This is a genomic window from Geobacillus thermopakistaniensis, assembly GCF_000498995.1.
GTDB classification, from domain to species: domain Bacteria; phylum Bacillota; class Bacilli; order Bacillales; family Anoxybacillaceae; genus Geobacillus; species Geobacillus thermoleovorans.
On the sequence record NZ_AYSF01000001.1, the window covers coordinates 25802 to 40609 of the forward strand.

At 54.1% G+C, this 14808-nt stretch carries 14 protein-coding genes; all 14 read right to left on the reverse strand.

Annotated elements, in window-relative coordinates; genetic code table 11:
• Window positions 1–19: 19 nt before the first annotated feature.
• Window positions 20–925: an ABC transporter permease gene (locus T260_RS137645; protein ID WP_021321925.1), complete on the reverse strand. Its 906-nt coding sequence runs from the start codon at window positions 923–925 to the stop codon at window positions 20–22.
• Window positions 926–951: 26 nt separating this feature from the next.
• Window positions 952–1893, reverse strand: coding sequence for a nickel ABC transporter permease (nikB, locus tag T260_RS137640; RefSeq protein WP_021321924.1), 942 nt, complete (start codon window positions 1891–1893; stop codon window positions 952–954).
• Between the two features lie 234 nt (window positions 1894–2127).
• Complete coding sequence (locus tag T260_RS137635) at window positions 2128–2577, reverse strand: Lrp/AsnC family transcriptional regulator (RefSeq protein ID WP_015376050.1); 450 nt, start codon at window positions 2575–2577, stop codon at window positions 2128–2130.
• Between the two features lie 206 nt (window positions 2578–2783).
• Entirely contained in the window at window positions 2784–3671 is an 888-nt protein-coding gene (gene spoIIQ, locus T260_RS137630; protein ID WP_023633283.1) for a stage II sporulation protein SpoIIQ, read from the reverse strand.
• A 188-nt stretch (window positions 3672–3859) separates the two neighbouring features.
• Entirely contained in the window at window positions 3860–4891 is a 1032-nt protein-coding gene (gene spoIID / locus T260_RS137625) for a stage II sporulation protein D (RefSeq protein ID WP_011232807.1), read from the reverse strand.
• Window positions 4892–5458: 567 nt separating this feature from the next.
• Entirely contained in the window at window positions 5459–6763 is a 1305-nt protein-coding gene (murA, locus tag T260_RS137620) for a UDP-N-acetylglucosamine 1-carboxyvinyltransferase (protein ID WP_014196941.1), read from the reverse strand.
• A gap of 31 nt (window positions 6764–6794) precedes the next feature.
• Window positions 6795–7550: a YwmB family TATA-box binding protein gene (locus T260_RS137615; RefSeq protein ID WP_011232809.1), complete on the reverse strand. Its 756-nt coding sequence runs from the start codon at window positions 7548–7550 to the stop codon at window positions 6795–6797.
• Between the two features lie 260 nt (window positions 7551–7810).
• Entirely contained in the window at window positions 7811–8050 is a 240-nt protein-coding gene (locus T260_RS137610; RefSeq protein ID WP_014196942.1) for a DUF1146 family protein, read from the reverse strand.
• Between the two features lie 378 nt (window positions 8051–8428).
• Entirely contained in the window at window positions 8429–9922 is a 1494-nt protein-coding gene (gene nuoN, locus T260_RS137600; protein WP_023633284.1) for an NADH-quinone oxidoreductase subunit NuoN, read from the reverse strand.
• 4 nt (window positions 9923–9926) lie between these two features.
• Complete coding sequence (locus tag T260_RS137595; RefSeq protein ID WP_015376053.1) at window positions 9927–11504, reverse strand: NADH-quinone oxidoreductase subunit M; 1578 nt, start codon at window positions 11502–11504, stop codon at window positions 9927–9929.
• A complete protein-coding gene (nuoL, locus tag T260_RS137590; RefSeq protein WP_025039089.1) occupies window positions 11501–13354 on the reverse strand; it encodes an NADH-quinone oxidoreductase subunit L in 1854 nt (617 codons plus the stop codon). The genes T260_RS137595 and nuoL overlap by 4 nt, the downstream gene beginning before the upstream one ends.
• 17 nt (window positions 13355–13371) lie before the next feature.
• Window positions 13372–13677 (reverse strand): NADH-quinone oxidoreductase subunit NuoK, encoded by a 306-nt coding sequence (gene nuoK, locus T260_RS137585; RefSeq protein ID WP_011232815.1) that lies wholly within the window; start codon window positions 13675–13677, stop codon window positions 13372–13374.
• Entirely contained in the window at window positions 13674–14195 is a 522-nt protein-coding gene (locus T260_RS137580; RefSeq protein ID WP_023633286.1) for an NADH-quinone oxidoreductase subunit J, read from the reverse strand. The genes nuoK and T260_RS137580 overlap by 4 nt, the downstream gene beginning before the upstream one ends.
• Window positions 14192–14611: an NADH-quinone oxidoreductase subunit NuoI gene (gene nuoI, locus T260_RS137575; protein WP_013146600.1), complete on the reverse strand. Its 420-nt coding sequence runs from the start codon at window positions 14609–14611 to the stop codon at window positions 14192–14194. Before nuoI ends, T260_RS137580 begins: the two co-directional genes overlap by 4 nt.
• Window positions 14612–14808: the final 197 nt, after the last annotated feature.

Below are 14808 nucleotides of genomic sequence, written 5' to 3' on the forward strand. Positions count from 1 at the left end.
CACACTATATATAAGTTTTTTATTGATTGATATCCATGTTTGGATCCAGCGCATCGCGCAATCCGTCGCCAACGACGTTAAAGGCGAAAACGACGAGCATAATAGCGATGCCTGGAACGACCGTCATGTGCGGCGACGTCCACATAAACGCCTGGCCAGCGGCAATCATGGCCCCCCACTCCGGCGTCGGCGGCTGAGCGCCAAGCCCCAAATAGCTGAGCGAGGCAGCAGATAAAATGGCAGTTGCCATGCGCATCGTCGCAAACACAATGATCGGCGCCAAACAGTTTGGCAAAATATGCTTGATGATAATGCGGGCGTTGCTCGCCCCGAGCGCTTTCATCGCCAAAATATATTCGCGATTTTTTACTGACAAGACGCTGCCGCGGACGATGCGGGCGCATGTCGGGATCGACCAAATACTGATAGCGATCGCCACATTAATCAAGCCGGTGCCTAAAATGGCGATGATAAGCATGGCAAGCAAAATTCCTGGAAACGCAAACAGCAAGTCGACAATCCGCATGATCAGTCCGTCGAGTTTTCTGTAATACCCTGCTAACAGGCCGAGCACCACCCCGCCGATCAGCCCTAAGCTGACGGAAACGATGCCGACAACGAGGGAAATGCGAGCGCCATACACGATGCGACTCCAGATATCCCGCCCGTAGTTATCGGTTCCGAGCCAATGTCCATCGGAAAAAACCGGCAGCTCAGCCGCTGACAAATTTTGCTTTATCGGATCATGGGTGGCGAGCCACGGGGCGAAGATGGCCATGAGTACTTGAATAGCGATGATGACAAGCCCCACAACTGCCAACTTGTTTTTCAGCAACCGCTTGATCGTGGTGATGTACATTTTTTCTTTCTTGCGTCCAAGGCCGGCTGTGGCATGGCCTGTATTCACCGCTGCACCGGTTTCCATCGATTTTCCCCCTTTCTATCGTTCTTTTAATCGTAACTAATACGCGGGTCGATAAACGTATAAATAATGTCAACAATCAGGTTGACTAAGACAAACAACGTAGCAACAAGCAAGACGGAGCCTTGCACCATCGGGAAGTCCCGGGCGGCAATGGCTTGCACCATCAGGCGGCCGACGCCGTTAATGGCAAAAACCTGTTCGGTGATGATCGTGCCGCCGAGCAAAAAACCAAAGTTTAAGCCAATAACAGTAATGACTGGAATCATGGCGTTGCGCAAGGCATGCACCCAAATGACCGTCCGCTCTCTTAAGCCTTTGGCCCGTGCTGTCCGAATAAAGTCGGCTCGGATGACCTCGAGCATCGACGAACGGCTCATTCTCGCAATCATCGCCGCTGACCCGGTCCCGAGCGTAATGGCCGGCAGCACCAGCTGCTTCAACCCTTCTGCCGTATAAAACGGCTGATCCAGCCCGCCGACTGGAAGCAACTGCAAGTTGACCGCGAAAATTAAAATGAGTACGGTGCCAAGCCAAAAGTTCGGGATCGAAATGCCTGCCAAAGCAAAGACGGTGCTGGAGACGTCAAACCATGAATTTTGCCGGATGGCAGAAATAATGCCGGCAACGACACCAATGATTACCGCCACAATAATGCTGGCAATGGCTAGCTTAAGCGTGTTCGGAAACCGCGTCATGATCGCTTCCCACACCGGCTGCTTCGTTTGGTACGAATAACCAAGATCGCCATGGAGCACCCCGCTTATGTAACGGCCATACTGGACAAGGAACGGGTCGTTAAGCCCTAAATCTTCGCGGATGGCGTCGATGTCTGACTGTGATGCGGTCGGGCCAGCAATGATCGTTGCTGGGTCCCCCGGAGCGATATACATGCTCGTAAAGACAAGGAACGAGATACCGACCAATAGGAGGATAAGCTGAAAAAATCTTCTGACAATCATCCCCGCCATCATATTCACTCCTTTCTGTTGTTTATATAAAAGAGAATTTTATATGCATTTGTTAATTAAAATTAAATTGATATTTAACAAAGTTAATTTTTATTTTGTTTTTTATGATTATATAGGAATTCGAATCATTTTTCTACATAATTCTCAAAAAAATTGAATTTTTTATTATGAATAAAAAACGCCCCTTTACGGGACGCTTTTTACCGGGCTTCACGGCCCTACCAGAGGCGGCGGCTACAACTTCAACCCCGTCCGACTCTTAAAGCGGCGAAGCAAAATATGGCTTTCAACTCTCGTAATGCCTTCCAACGCGTACAACTCGTTATTGATGAATTTTTCAAGGGCGGCAAAATCTTCAACGAGGACATGCATATGGAGTGTGCTCGGGCCTGTCATTTGGTAGCAGCTCGCTACATTCGGGTTTTCGGCCAGCTTTTGCGCTACTTCGACCAAATACGCTGGTTCACAGTCGACCTCGAAAAACGCTGAAACTTGCTTGCCGAATTTCTCTGAATTGATGACAACGGTGAACTTTTCAATCACACCGTGCTTGACGAGCTGATTGACCCGCTCGCGGACGGCGACGCGCGAAAGGTTCAGCTTTTTGCCGATGTCGACGTACGACATGCGGCCATCTTCAATCAACAGTTCAAGAATTTTGCGGTCGATGTCATCTAGTTTCATCGCCTTGTCACCCGCCTAGCATCCATTTTTCTATCATTATAACGGCTCTAGCATGAGGTTAAAAGCTTTTTCAATCCCCGTCCGCAGCCCCTGCGGTGCAAAAGTCTCGTGAAACGACGATGAAAAAAGACCCGCCCGCTTGTCTTGGCAAACGGACAGGCCTTTTCGTCGCGTTTTTCGTTTCCTCTTGCTCGACGCCTTGTCGATTACGCTCTTGCCATGCCGATCGAGGCGTCTGGCGTTTTGTAGGATGAAGCGTCGTTGTTTTCGTCTTGATTGTTGTCGCTTGGCGTCGTCGAATGGTCGTCAGCCGATGGTTGTTCATTCGCTGGGTTTTCGTCTGTCGGCGCTGTTTCGTCACTTGGCATCAATTCTTTTTCTTTGCTCGTGGCGGCGTGATCGGTTCCCGTTTTGTCTTCCGCTTTGTCAGTCAAAGCCGTCAACGGTTTGTCGACATAGTCGATCGGGTTGACCGCCCGGCCGTCTTTGCGAATTTCAAAGTGGACGTGGATGCCGGCTTCTTTGTTGAATTCGCTTTGCCCTGCCTTGCCGATCACTTCACCTTGTTTCACCGTGTCGCCGGCTTCGACTTTCACATCAGCGAGCGATTGATAGACGGTCGTGACCCCTTGTTCATGATTGATTTCGACAACATATCCCAAAATCGGGTCTTTTTCCGCTTTCGTCACCGTGCCGCTTAAGGAAGCGGTGACATCAAACGTTTTGCCGTCTTGGCGCACAAGATCGATGCCTTGGTTCGGGTGGTACGTATGATCATAAAAGACGAGGGCTGCTTCCTGTTCTGCTTCCGATGCTTTGTCATCGTAGAATGGCGTTTTCACTTGCACCGCATTTGGATCAAGCACCGGCATCGCAATCGTTTCGACCGTTTCATTGACCGGAACAGCCGGATTTTCTTGCTGGGCGGTGCCGTTTTTCGCCACGTTGTCTCTGCCCGTATTCTCCTCTTTGCCCAATTGGAACCAAAGCGCACCAGCGACGATTAATGCGGCAGACGATAAATAGATCGCCGGAAATACCCAACGTTTGCGGAACAGACGCTTCAGCGACGATTGTTTTTGTTCCTCTCTCATGTTCATCACCTCAGCAACCATTTTGAACAGAAAGAGGAAAAGATATACACATAGAAAATAATTTTTTCACTTATTTTTTGACATTCGACTAGATTTTATGCAAAAAAATGAGGGGCGCATGGCGAGGGGCGTCTCCCTGCCGTTTGCCCCGAACATTTGACAGAAAACCGGGGCGGCAGAACCCCGGTTCATCCATTTTTCGCGGTCAATTTGTTTAAAAACGCCGTCGCCGACGAAATATGAACGCCGCGGTAATAATATTTGACGATGTCAGCGTACGTTTTCCCTTCTTTGGCCATAAAGTTGGCTCCGTATTGGCTCATGCCGACGCCATGGCCGTAGCCTTTCGTCGTAATGATGATGTCATCTCCGTTGCGCACCCAGGTGAAATCACTCGACGGCAATCCGAGCCGTTCGCGCACATCGCGGCCCGTAAACGTCTTGCCGCCAATCTTCACTTCGCCGACACGTCGGCCGGGAGTGCGCGATACAATGACGCCGACTGAGCCGTCAGCGGGCAGTTCGACCCCCAGTCTTCGCTCGAATTCCGCCACTGGCATCGTTTTTCGCTGGTAAAACTTCGGGGATTGTTTGTCCCATGGGCTGGCGACGCTTTTTAAATACGGAAAATCGCTTTGCCAATAGGCTTCCGAATTTTCCGTATAGCCGTTGCTTGTCGAAAAAAACAGCGCCTCGATCGGCTCATTGTTGTATGTCAAAATTTGCCCTTGCGTGTCCATCACCGCTTTTGTCACTTTTTTCATTTTCCAATCGTAGTCGCTGCCCCATAGTTTTCGCAGTTCGTCATCGCTGTAATAGACTTGATGAGCCACCGTGTCGGTCACATTCGCTCCTTTTGGCAGGCGAAACGGCTGGTTGGCGAGCAATTGCTTCACGATGTACGTTCTTGCCGTCAACGCTTGCGCCTTTAATGCCTCGAGTTCAAATTCGGCCGGCATTTCCGCCGCAACGACGCCGATGACGTATTGCTCGAGGGGAATATGTTCGACGCGTTGTTCTTTGCTTCGATAGACCGCCACGTCGATGGACGGTCCTTCGGCTGCCTGCGACCGTTGGACTTGTTCTTGCTTGTGCAGTTGTTCGGCCAATTTGGCCACCTTCCCGTCATAAAATGGAAGAACGAGCGCCGTCGGAATGACGAGGATGGCGACAAACAGCGAGAGAGCGAGCGCCATCACCGGTTTCAGTCGTTTCACCATAGCCGAGCCCCCAATATGCATTTTCCAAGCACAAGCGGACATCGCGAATGAATGCCTGCGTTGGCTTCGGTTCGTTACTATAGTTATGGGCTCGGACAAGTATATATGACAGTTTTCTTTCCAGCCAAAACCTCCATGAGCGCGTTTCGCACTCCGCCTAAAAGGCTGGTGAAAAACAACGGATTCGCTCAGTTTGTGAGAAATCGCAAGGAATGACGCTATGGTGTTGCAAGGTTTTTCCATTTGAGAAACACTGTTGGAGAACAGCATTTCCCCTTAAATCGCCATCCTGCTAAACATGAAGCCGTTGAAAAAAGTCGGTGACTGAATAGGGGGCGATGGAACAAGGGGGTTCTCGAAAGCACATGTTTCACCACCGTCGCGACTTGCTTCGCGCGATGCGATCAAGCTTATGGTGAAATTTCATACAGACGGTCTTTCTCTGAGCTTCAAAACAGACCGTTAGGAACGAACGGTTGTTTTTTACCGTCCTTCGACGGTCGCCCGTGTTCCAAGAAAAAACGACCATTCCCTGCTCGAAGGCAGTTCACGGTCGTTTTTCGCTCTTTATCCGTTCCATTGGATCGTTTGAATTTGGTCGAATTGTTCTGTTTCTTCGCGGACGCGTTCAATGTCGGCCCCAAGCGCAGCCAACTTTTCGTGGAAGCGGACATACCCGCGGTCGAGATGACGAAGCTCGGTCACGCGCGTGTAGCCGTCCGCCGCGAGTCCAGCCAAAATCAACGCCGCCGCTGCGCGCAAATCGGTGGCCGCCACTTCGGCGCCTTGCAGCTGGCACGGGCCATTGATAATGACGGAACGCCCTTCAATTTTAATATCGGCGTTCATGCGCCGGAATTCCTCCACATGCATAAAGCGATTTTCAAACACCGTCTCGGTGATCATGCTCGTGCCTTCCGCTTTCAACAAGAGAGCCATCATTTGCGACTGCATGTCGGTCGGAAAGCCCGGATATGGCATCGTTTTAATGTCGACGGCTTTCAGCTTTTCCGGACCGATGACACGCAAGCCGCTTTCCTCTTCAATGACGGTCACGCCCATTTCTTCGAGTTTAGCGATCAGCGAGCCTAAATGTTCCGGAACGGCTCCTTGCACGAGGACATTGCCGCCGGTGATTGCCGCCGCCACCATAAACGTGCCGGCTTCGATGCGGTCCGGAATGACCGTATGCGTTGTGCCGACGAGCTCGTCAACTCCCTCGATTCGAATCGTTCCGGTGCCGGCGCCGCGCACTTTGGCGCCCATCGCGTTCAAAAAGTTCGCCAAATCGACGATTTCCGGCTCTTTCGCACAGTTTTCGATCACAGTCGTGCCTTCCGCGAGCACGGCGGCCATCATAATGTTTTCCGTCGCCCCGACGCTTGGAAAGTCCAAATAAATTTTGGCGCCGCGGAGCCGTCCGTTCACTTCCGCATCGATAAAGCCATTGCCGACTTTCACAGACGCGCCCATCGCTTCAAATCCTTTTAAATGTTGATCGATCGGGCGCGAGCCAATGGCACAGCCGCCCGGCAGCGCCACGCGGGCTCGGCCGTTGCGCGCCAACAGCGGCCCCATGACAAGCACCGACGCGCGCATTTTTCGCACATATTCAAACGGCGCTTCCACCGTCAACGGACCGGTGGCATCGACGGTGACCGTCTCGTCGGCAATGTGCACATCGGCGCCTAAATAGCGGAGCACTTCACTGATTGTATATACATCGGAAAGAGCAGGCACATCATGAATCGTACTTGTTCCTTTCGTAGCCAATAAAGTGGCAGCGATGACAGGCAAAACGGCATTTTTTGCGCCTTCCACTTTGACGGTGCCGCTCAACCGGTTTCCGCCACGGACGATGATCTTTTCCAAGGTATTCCCCTCCGCGTCCAATTTCTCTATATTAGTATTCAATGGTAATGATTGGGGTTCCAGCAACGACGCGCGTCTTGCCGCCCAATTTTTCTCTCAAGGCGAGTTGCAGGTTGATCGGCTGATGATTGGCGGCCGGGAGAACGTTCTTCCACTGCCCAGTATATGCAGACAGGGAAACGAGTGACTCTTCCCGCAGCCACTCGACAGGCGTCGCTTGAAAATCGCGAAGCAATTGAGAAGCTTGATCGAACAAACCACCTTCCATATTACCACTGAACTCGCCTTCAATACAAGCGAAAAATGTAGAGTGATTCACAAATAGTCCGTTCGTCGTTTTTTGAATGTGCTGTGCTGCTTCTTTCCACCCAGCTTGGCTCCACGTTGGGCCGGTCGCTTCATAGAGGATATACGTTTGCGGCGTTCCATTTGTGACGGTCATCACGAGCTGGATTTGTTCACGAAAAAAGGAATGTTCATTCGTGCCGATCACTTTTTGCCAATGGCTAGTTTGGTGGAACGTCCAGCGGAAGGAGCGGTATGTTTGTTTGAACTCCGCCATTTTTTTGAAAAAGTCCGCATCATTTTGAATATCGTGGGCATACTCTCTTGTGTACACGACCCAGCGGCCGAGCGAGGCACCGTGTTGCGCCAATGTGTGCGCCATCATTTCCAACGGTTCGGACCATTCGTTCCCCCGCGCGCCTTCCGTCCGGTATTGCCCTGCGGCCAACAACAAGACCGCGGCGGCCAGCGCCATCAGCCAACAGATTGGATTTTTTCTCATCTTCGTTCCCTTCCTCTCCTTACTTGTTATTGTTGCCACCGGGCAAGGGAACATACGTCAAAAAAATCGACAACCGGCGATTTTTGAAATCGCTTTCATAAATAAACATCAAAGCGGAGGGCAAACAGCCGAGAATCCATGGAAGAAGGGGACGGGACGGGGAGCAAAGAGGCGGCGGCAAGAACGGATCGGCCGGACAGAGGGCGGGGCAAGCGGACAGTTGGAGGGGGAGCCGAAGCACCACGGCGCCCCGGGCCTCCCTATTCGCGGAACAAATACGGCAAATCGGTTGACCAAGCCCAATAGTCAAGGAAAAAGTTCGCCACCGTCGAGCCGATGGCAATCGTCAATAAAATGTACAGCAGCCGCCCTTGGACGACGCGGTTCGGCCGAAGCAGCACCTCGAGCCGCACCGCCTGCAGCGTCCACCACGTCACCGCTAGAAACGCCAAATGAACGATAATCGAAATCAACGCTTGTTGGCCGATGACCAGCATCATCAAGTTTCACCTCTTTCTCAAGCATATGTGAAACGGCGCATACGAAGCATTTCCTCTTTTTCGGAACGCGGCGTGCAGCCAAAGCACTTCATGCGTTTCGAAAACAGATTAAGCGTCGCATGACAAGCTCTTCTCCCCCGAAACAGCACCGGCCGCACATCCAAGGTGCTCCTCGTCCCGAAACAAAGCCAGCGGGATGAGCATTCCCCTCTTTCTATGAAAATGCGCAGGCCTTGAAACTTTCATGCTAGGTGGAAAGCAAACATTGCTCGATGGAGCTTTCCTGCGCAAAGCACGCAGCGCATCCCCTCCTTTCCAAACGAAGCCGGCGGCGCAAAAAAAGAGGAGAGGCATTCTCCCTCTCCCTTTATTCTACCGTTACGGCAAAAAATCGCCAAAATGCCCAAACTGGGCAAGCATATCGTAAGCAAGCCCCGGCGCCCAGCCGATCGCCAACGTTCCAAGCGCGCAAAGAACGACGGCGGTCGACAGCCCGGCCGGCAGCCGGCCAAGCGGCGCGGTGAACGTCGGGCGGAAAAAGAGCTGGACGATCAAATTGAAATAATACACGTACGAGATGACGGTCGTGATCGCCATCACGGCGGCGAGCACATAATGGCCCGGCTCTGTGACGACAAGGCCGATGAAAATATGCAGCTTGGCGATAAAGCCAGCTGTTCCTGGGATGCCGGCGAGCGAGAGCAAAAACAGCCCGAACGCCGCAGCCAGAAATGGGCGGTGCCGATATAAGCCGGCGAGCCCATCCAAATCATCGGATCCGGTTTCATTGACAATATGGGCAATAATGGCAAACGCCCCGATGTTCATCAACGTATAGACGAGCAAATACATCCAGAGCGAATCGATCATCGCCCATGACATCGCGGCAAACCCCGCGAGCAAGTAGCCGGCGTGGGCGATGCCTGAGTAGGCGAGCAGCCGCTTTAAACTCCGCTGCCGAAGCGCCACGACGCTGCCGATGATCATCGTCAATCCAGCTAACACGGTGATGATCGGCTGCATCGACAAAAGAAGCGATGATGGGTCACGCCCTTCAGACGGCGCCGCGGCAAAGATCGTCACCAGCAAACGGAGAAGAAGGGCAAAGCCGGCCGTTTTCGACACGACGGCAAAAAACGCGGTCGCTGGAACGGGCGCTCCTTCGTACACGTCCGGCGCCCACATATGAAACGGAACAGTCGCCAGCTTAAACGAAACGCCGATGAGCAAAAGCAGAAACGCCAAAGCAAGCATGTACGGCTCGTTCGTCTCCTGCAAGCGGCGCGCGATGCCGCCGAGATTCGTCGTTCCGGTCAAGCCGAACACATAACTCATGCCAAACAGCATGATGGCGGTGGCGATGCCGCCATTGATGACGTATTTGAGCGCCGCCTCGTTCGATGCCGGCGCCGTTTTGCGCAAACCGGCCAAAATGTAGGACGACACCGAAAGCAGCTCAAGGCTGACAAATAATGTAAGCAAATCGCCGCTAGACGCCATCATCATCGCCCCAAGCAGCGCAAACAACATCATATAGACAAATTCGCCGCGGTGCGGACTGCCTTCTTTCGGCGCCCATTCGGCCACTAAAAGCAGAGCGAGCGCTCCGCCAGCCAGCAAAATGAACTTGAACGCTTTGGCGAACGCATCGAGCCGGAACGTATCATGCAAAATCGATGCCGACCCGGCCGGGATCATCGCCGCTGTCGCGATCATGGCGAGCGCCGCCGCCGCCGCGGCGCCCCAAGCAAGCGGCCGGCGGCTTCGATCACTCGGCAGCGCCAAGTCCATCACCAACAGCGCTATGGCGGCCGCGAGGACGATCCATTCGGGCGCCATCATGCTCCAATCGGATTGCCATACATCGTTCATGTGATCAACCCCCTAGCCCGTTCATCATCGTCTTGACGACGGCCGTAAGCGGCGCGGCCAATAGCTGTGGATAGACGCCGACGGCCACGATCAACGCGACGAGGATGAACGCCGGCACAGCTTCTTTTCCTTGCAAGTCAACGACGCCCCCTTGCGGTTCACCTAGGCTTGCCGCAGATGCTTGCGGCTCACGCCAGCCCATGACCGCTTCCCGCCGGTCGCGGGGGCGGCCGAACGTGATATCAAGGACGGCTTTCAGCGAATAGACAGCGGCGAAGATCAATCCAAGCGCACCCACGGCGGCAAGGGCCGGCTTCGTTTGAAACAGCCCGAGAAACGACGTGAATTCACCGACAAATCCCGCCAGCCCCGGCAGACCGAGCAAGGCGAGCGCCGCTGTGAGCAAATACCCGGAAAAGAGCGGCATCGCTTTCGTCAGTCCACCAAGCCGGTTGATGTCCGTTGTTCCCATTCGATGAGCGAGCACGCCGACAAGCAAAAACGACAAGGCCGAGATGAGTCCGTGAGCCACCGATTGAAAGACCGCTCCTTGAATGCCGGCCTCATTCAACGCACCGAGTCCGATGAGCACGACCCCCATATGCGACACGCTCGAGTAGGCGAGCACGCGCTTCAATTCGCGCTGGCGAAGCGCCAACAGCGCGCCGTACAGCACGTTGATGACGCCAAATAGAGCGAGAACGCCGGCAAACGAGCGGAACTCATCCGGAAACAAGCCGACCCCGAAGCGAATCATCCCATACGCTGCGATTTTCAGCAACACCCCGGCATGAAGCATCACCACCGGCGGCGGCGCTTCGACGTGGACGCGGATGAGCCAGCGGTGGAACGGAACAGCCGGCAGCTTGACGGCAAATGCCAACAACAGCCCGCCGAGCAGCCAGCGACTCCCTTCCTCCGTCAACGGCGCAATCAGTTGCCCTTCCGCCGCTGGATTATGTAACATTTCATGAAGCAAGGCAAAGTTCGCTGTTCCAGTTCGGGCAAGCAGCACCGCGATCACAACAAGCAACAAAGCCGAGCCGAGCCCGTTGTACAACAAGTAGCTGTACGCCGCCCGCTCGCGCTCAAACCCGCCCCACTTGCCGACAAGCAAAAACATAGCGACCAACGTCACTTCTAAGAAGAGGAAAAACCAAACGAAATTGGCGGCGGAAAATACGCCGAGCATGCCAATCTCAAGCGCCAGCAGCCAGAGAAAATACCCTTTTTTCTCCGTTTTGACAAGCATCGACGCCAAAGCGGCCAACGTCGCCAACACCGCGGTCAGAACGATAAAGACAAGCGACAGCCCATCGATGCCGAGCTCATAGCGGATCACATACGCCGCGTCCGTCAAAAATGGCAGGTCAGCAAGCCGCACCCAGTCCCGCGCTTCGTCGAGCCGCTCGAGGCGAAACCCGCGCCCGGACTGAATGAAAGCAAACAACGCCAAAATGAGCGGCGGTACGGTGGCAGCCGTTCCGAGCCATTGAATCATTCGTTCATCCGTTTTGCGGACAAACATCAGCAACACGATGCCTAACAGCGGCGAAAAGACGAGCAGCGATAAAAACATCATAGCCAGTACCCCCCTGTTAAGGCGAAAATGACGACCAAAATCGCCAATCCGGCCACCGTCACCGCCCCATACGTCTGCGCCTGCCCGTTTTGCCCGCGCGACCCAGCCGAGGCGGCCGCGCCGACAATGCCGGCGGCAAGCCGGGCGAGCCCTTCAACAAGGAAGCGGTCGACATACGTCAACAGGCGGCTGATCCATGACACAAGCGACACGACCGTCAAACGGTAAATGTCATCGATGTAGTAATGACGGCGCAGCAGCTCATCAACATACGGAACACGCGCGGACAGCCAATCGCGCGGCATTTTCTGCGCCCCGTACATCAGCCAAGCGAGAAAAATCCCTGCAAACGACACGATCGTCGCCAAAACAGCGATCCATCCCGGCGCCGCTTCATGACGATACGCTCCATCCGTCAACCATTCGCCAAGGAACGAGCCAAACCATGGCGTTTGCATGTATCCGGATGCAATCGACAGCACGCCGAGCACAAGCATTGGCGCCACCATCGAGGCTGGCGCTTCATGAGCATCCTCATGATGCCGCGCTTTGCCGGCAAAGACGAGGAAAAAGAGCCGGAACATATAAAACGACGTCAACAGCGCGGCAGCGACCGCGAGCCAAAAGAGGAGGCGCGGCCCGTTCGTCCAGGCGGCGGCCAAAATTTCGTCCTTGCTGAAAAAGCCGGCGAATAGCGGAACCCCGCTGATCGACAGCGCCCCAATGAGGAATAGCGGCGCGGTCCATGGCAGCCGCCGCCAAAGCCCGCCCATTTCCTCGATGTTTTGCGTACGGACGGCATGAATGACGCTCCCGGCGGCCAAAAAGAGGAGCGCTTTAAAGAACGCATGCGTCGTCAAATGGAAGATGGCCGCGACATAGCTGCCGGCGCCAAGCGCCAACATCATATAACCGAGCTGGCTGATCGTCGAATACGCGAGGACGCGCTTAATGTCCGTCTGCACCAAGCCGATCGTCGCGGCGAAAATCGCCGTCACCCCGCCGATCGTCGCCACAGTCATCATGGCTGCATGGCTTGCCTCATACAGCGGAAACAATGCCGCCACAAGGTACACACCGGCCGCCACCATCGTCGCAGCGTGGATGAGCGCCGACACCGGCGTCGGGCCTTCCATCGCGTCTGGAAGCCATGTATGGAGCGGAAATTGCCCCGATTTGCCGATGGCGCCGATGAAAATCAAGATCGCCGCGAGCGTCGTCATCCCCGGCGACAGCGTCCCGTCGCCGACGGCGCGGAAAATGTCGTCGTAATCAAAGCTGTGCGTTTGCCAAAAGAGCAACATCATGCCGATGAAAAAGCCAACGTCGCCGATGCGCGTCATGATGAACGCTTTTTTCGCCGCCGCTTTTGCTTCTTCCTTATAGAAGTAAAAACCGATCAGCAAAAACGATCCAAGCCCGACGAGCTCCCAAAAGATGTACGCCTGCAGCAAATTCGGCGACAGCACAAGACCGAGCATCGCAAACGTAAACAGGCCCAAATACGCGTAAAAGGTGGAAAACCGTTCATCGCCAGCCATGTACCCTTGCGAATACACATGGACGAGCCAGCTGACGAGTGCGACGACGACGAGCATCCAAGCGTTTAGGGCGGTGGCGGAAATCCCGACCGTCAACGTCACGCCGCCTATCGTCATCCATGTCCAGTTTGCCTCATACGTCGACCCGCCGAGGCGGTCCACAAGCACCGCGAGCGCCAAAAGCAGCGACAAGAACGCCGCGGCGATGCCGACATAGGCGCTTGCCTGTTTCCATCTCCGTCCGAACAGCAGCAACAGAATGAACGAACCAAGCGGGAACAGCGGCACGACCCAAGCTAGGTTCATCATCGTTCCCATCCCCTTCTCTAATGTTTCAACGAATTGGCTTCATCGACTTGAACCGTCTTCCGGCTGCGGTAAAAAGCGATGAGCGCAGCTAAGCCGACGGCTGCTTCCGCCGCCGCCACGGCGATCGCAAACAGCGCGAACACATGCCCGTGAACGCTGGGATGGGCGCCGTATTTGGCAAACGCGACGAAATTGATGTTAACCGCATTTAACATCAGCTCAATGCAGATGAGCACAATGACCGTATTCCTCTTCGTGAGCGCCCCGTACAGCCCGATGCAAAACAAGATCAGCGCCAACGCTAAATAGGCCGATAATGTCATTCGTCTTCCGCCCCCTTGCCGTCTTTTTTCGCCAACACGATCGCGCCAATTAAGGCGACAAGCAAAATGACAGACACGATTTCAAACGGAATCGTATAATACGAGTAAAGCAACTTGCCGATCGCCTTAGCGTTGTCGCCCGCCAGCGCGCTGCCGTCAGCGCCGAAGTCGAGCTGGCGGATGCCGAAGTAGACGGCAAGGCCGAAGGCGATGACGGAGAGGGCGGCAACCGCTTTATGCCAGACGCCGCCGGTGGTTTGGCGCTCCCTTTCGTCTGTGTGATGGCGCGTCAGCATGATCGCAAACAGCATGATGATCGTGATGGCTCCGGAATAGATGAGCACTTGCACAACAGCGACAAATTCGGCGGACAACAGCACGTACAGCCCGGCAATGCCCAAAAATGTCATGACGAGGGCGATGACCATATGGACGACGTTCGTCAGCTGGAGCATCGTCACTCCCCCGGCAATCGCCGTGAGGGCGAGCAAGAAAAAGGCGATGTCCGTTCCGCTCACGGCTTATTCTCCCTTCTTATGTTCGTATCGTTTTCATCAAGCCAGGCCAAATCTTTATACAGAGCGTCGCGGCTGTATTCCGCGAGCTCAAAGTTGTTCGTCATGACAATCGCTTCCGTTGGGCATACTTCCGTGCACAAATCACATAAAATGCAAATTTCAAAGTTGATGTTGTACGTCTCAATCACTTTCCCTTTTTTCGTCGGATCGGGATGTTTTTTCCCGGTCAGCTGGATGCATTCGGTCGGGCAAATGTTGACACACTGGTTGCACACGATGCATTTTTCGGGATAAAATTTCTGGATGCCCCGAAACCGATCCGGGAGCGGGAGCGGTTCGTGCGGGTAATCGTACGTCACTTTTTCGCGCGTCAACTCTTTTAACGTATACGCCAATCCTTTCATCAACCCTATCATCCGTCTACCCCTCTCATGGGAAAAGTGGCGTTCCGACACGACCTCTGCCCGAAGGAGGAGGCCATGCTCATGGGCGGCTGCCCCCTTCCTGGCAAGACAAGTTGCTTTGTTTCTTTAGAGGACTGGCGAAAAACGACCGATTTCGCCGAATCCGTTGCTTTTGGTTGAAAGAGAGACGTTGATTTTACAGGACTTCT

Excerpts from the sequence above, each read along its gene's own strand:
- T260_RS137645 (WP_021321925.1), bottom strand. The coding sequence starts at position 925 with ATGGAAACCGGTGCAGCGGTGAATACAGGCCATGCCACAGCCGGCCTT.
- nikB (WP_021321924.1), bottom strand. The coding sequence starts at position 1,893 with ATGGCGGGGATGATTGTCAGAAGATTTTTTCAGCTTATCCTCCTATTG.
- T260_RS137635 (WP_015376050.1), bottom strand. The coding sequence starts at position 2,577 with ATGAAACTAGATGACATCGACCGCAAAATTCTTGAACTGTTGATTGAA.
- spoIIQ (WP_023633283.1), bottom strand. The coding sequence starts at position 3,671 with ATGAGAGAGGAACAAAAACAATCGTCGCTGAAGCGTCTGTTCCGCAAA.
- spoIID (WP_011232807.1), bottom strand. The coding sequence starts at position 4,891 with ATGGTGAAACGACTGAAACCGGTGATGGCGCTCGCTCTCTCGCTGTTT.
- T260_RS137615 (WP_011232809.1), bottom strand. The coding sequence starts at position 7,550 with ATGAGAAAAAATCCAATCTGTTGGCTGATGGCGCTGGCCGCCGCGGTC.
- T260_RS137610 (WP_014196942.1), bottom strand. The coding sequence starts at position 8,050 with ATGATGCTGGTCATCGGCCAACAAGCGTTGATTTCGATTATCGTTCAT.
- nuoN (WP_023633284.1), bottom strand. The coding sequence starts at position 9,922 with ATGAACGATGTATGGCAATCCGATTGGAGCATGATGGCGCCCGAATGG.
- T260_RS137595 (WP_015376053.1), bottom strand. The coding sequence starts at position 11,504 with ATGATGTTTTTATCGCTGCTCGTCTTTTCGCCGCTGTTAGGCATCGTG.
- nuoL (WP_025039089.1), bottom strand. The coding sequence starts at position 13,354 with ATGATGAACCTAGCTTGGGTCGTGCCGCTGTTCCCGCTTGGTTCGTTC.
- nuoK (WP_011232815.1), bottom strand. The coding sequence starts at position 13,677 with ATGACATTATCGGCCTATTTAGCGTTGGCGCTGATCTTGTTTTGCATC.
- nuoI (WP_013146600.1), bottom strand. The coding sequence starts at position 14,611 with ATGATAGGGTTGATGAAAGGATTGGCGTATACGTTAAAAGAGTTGACG.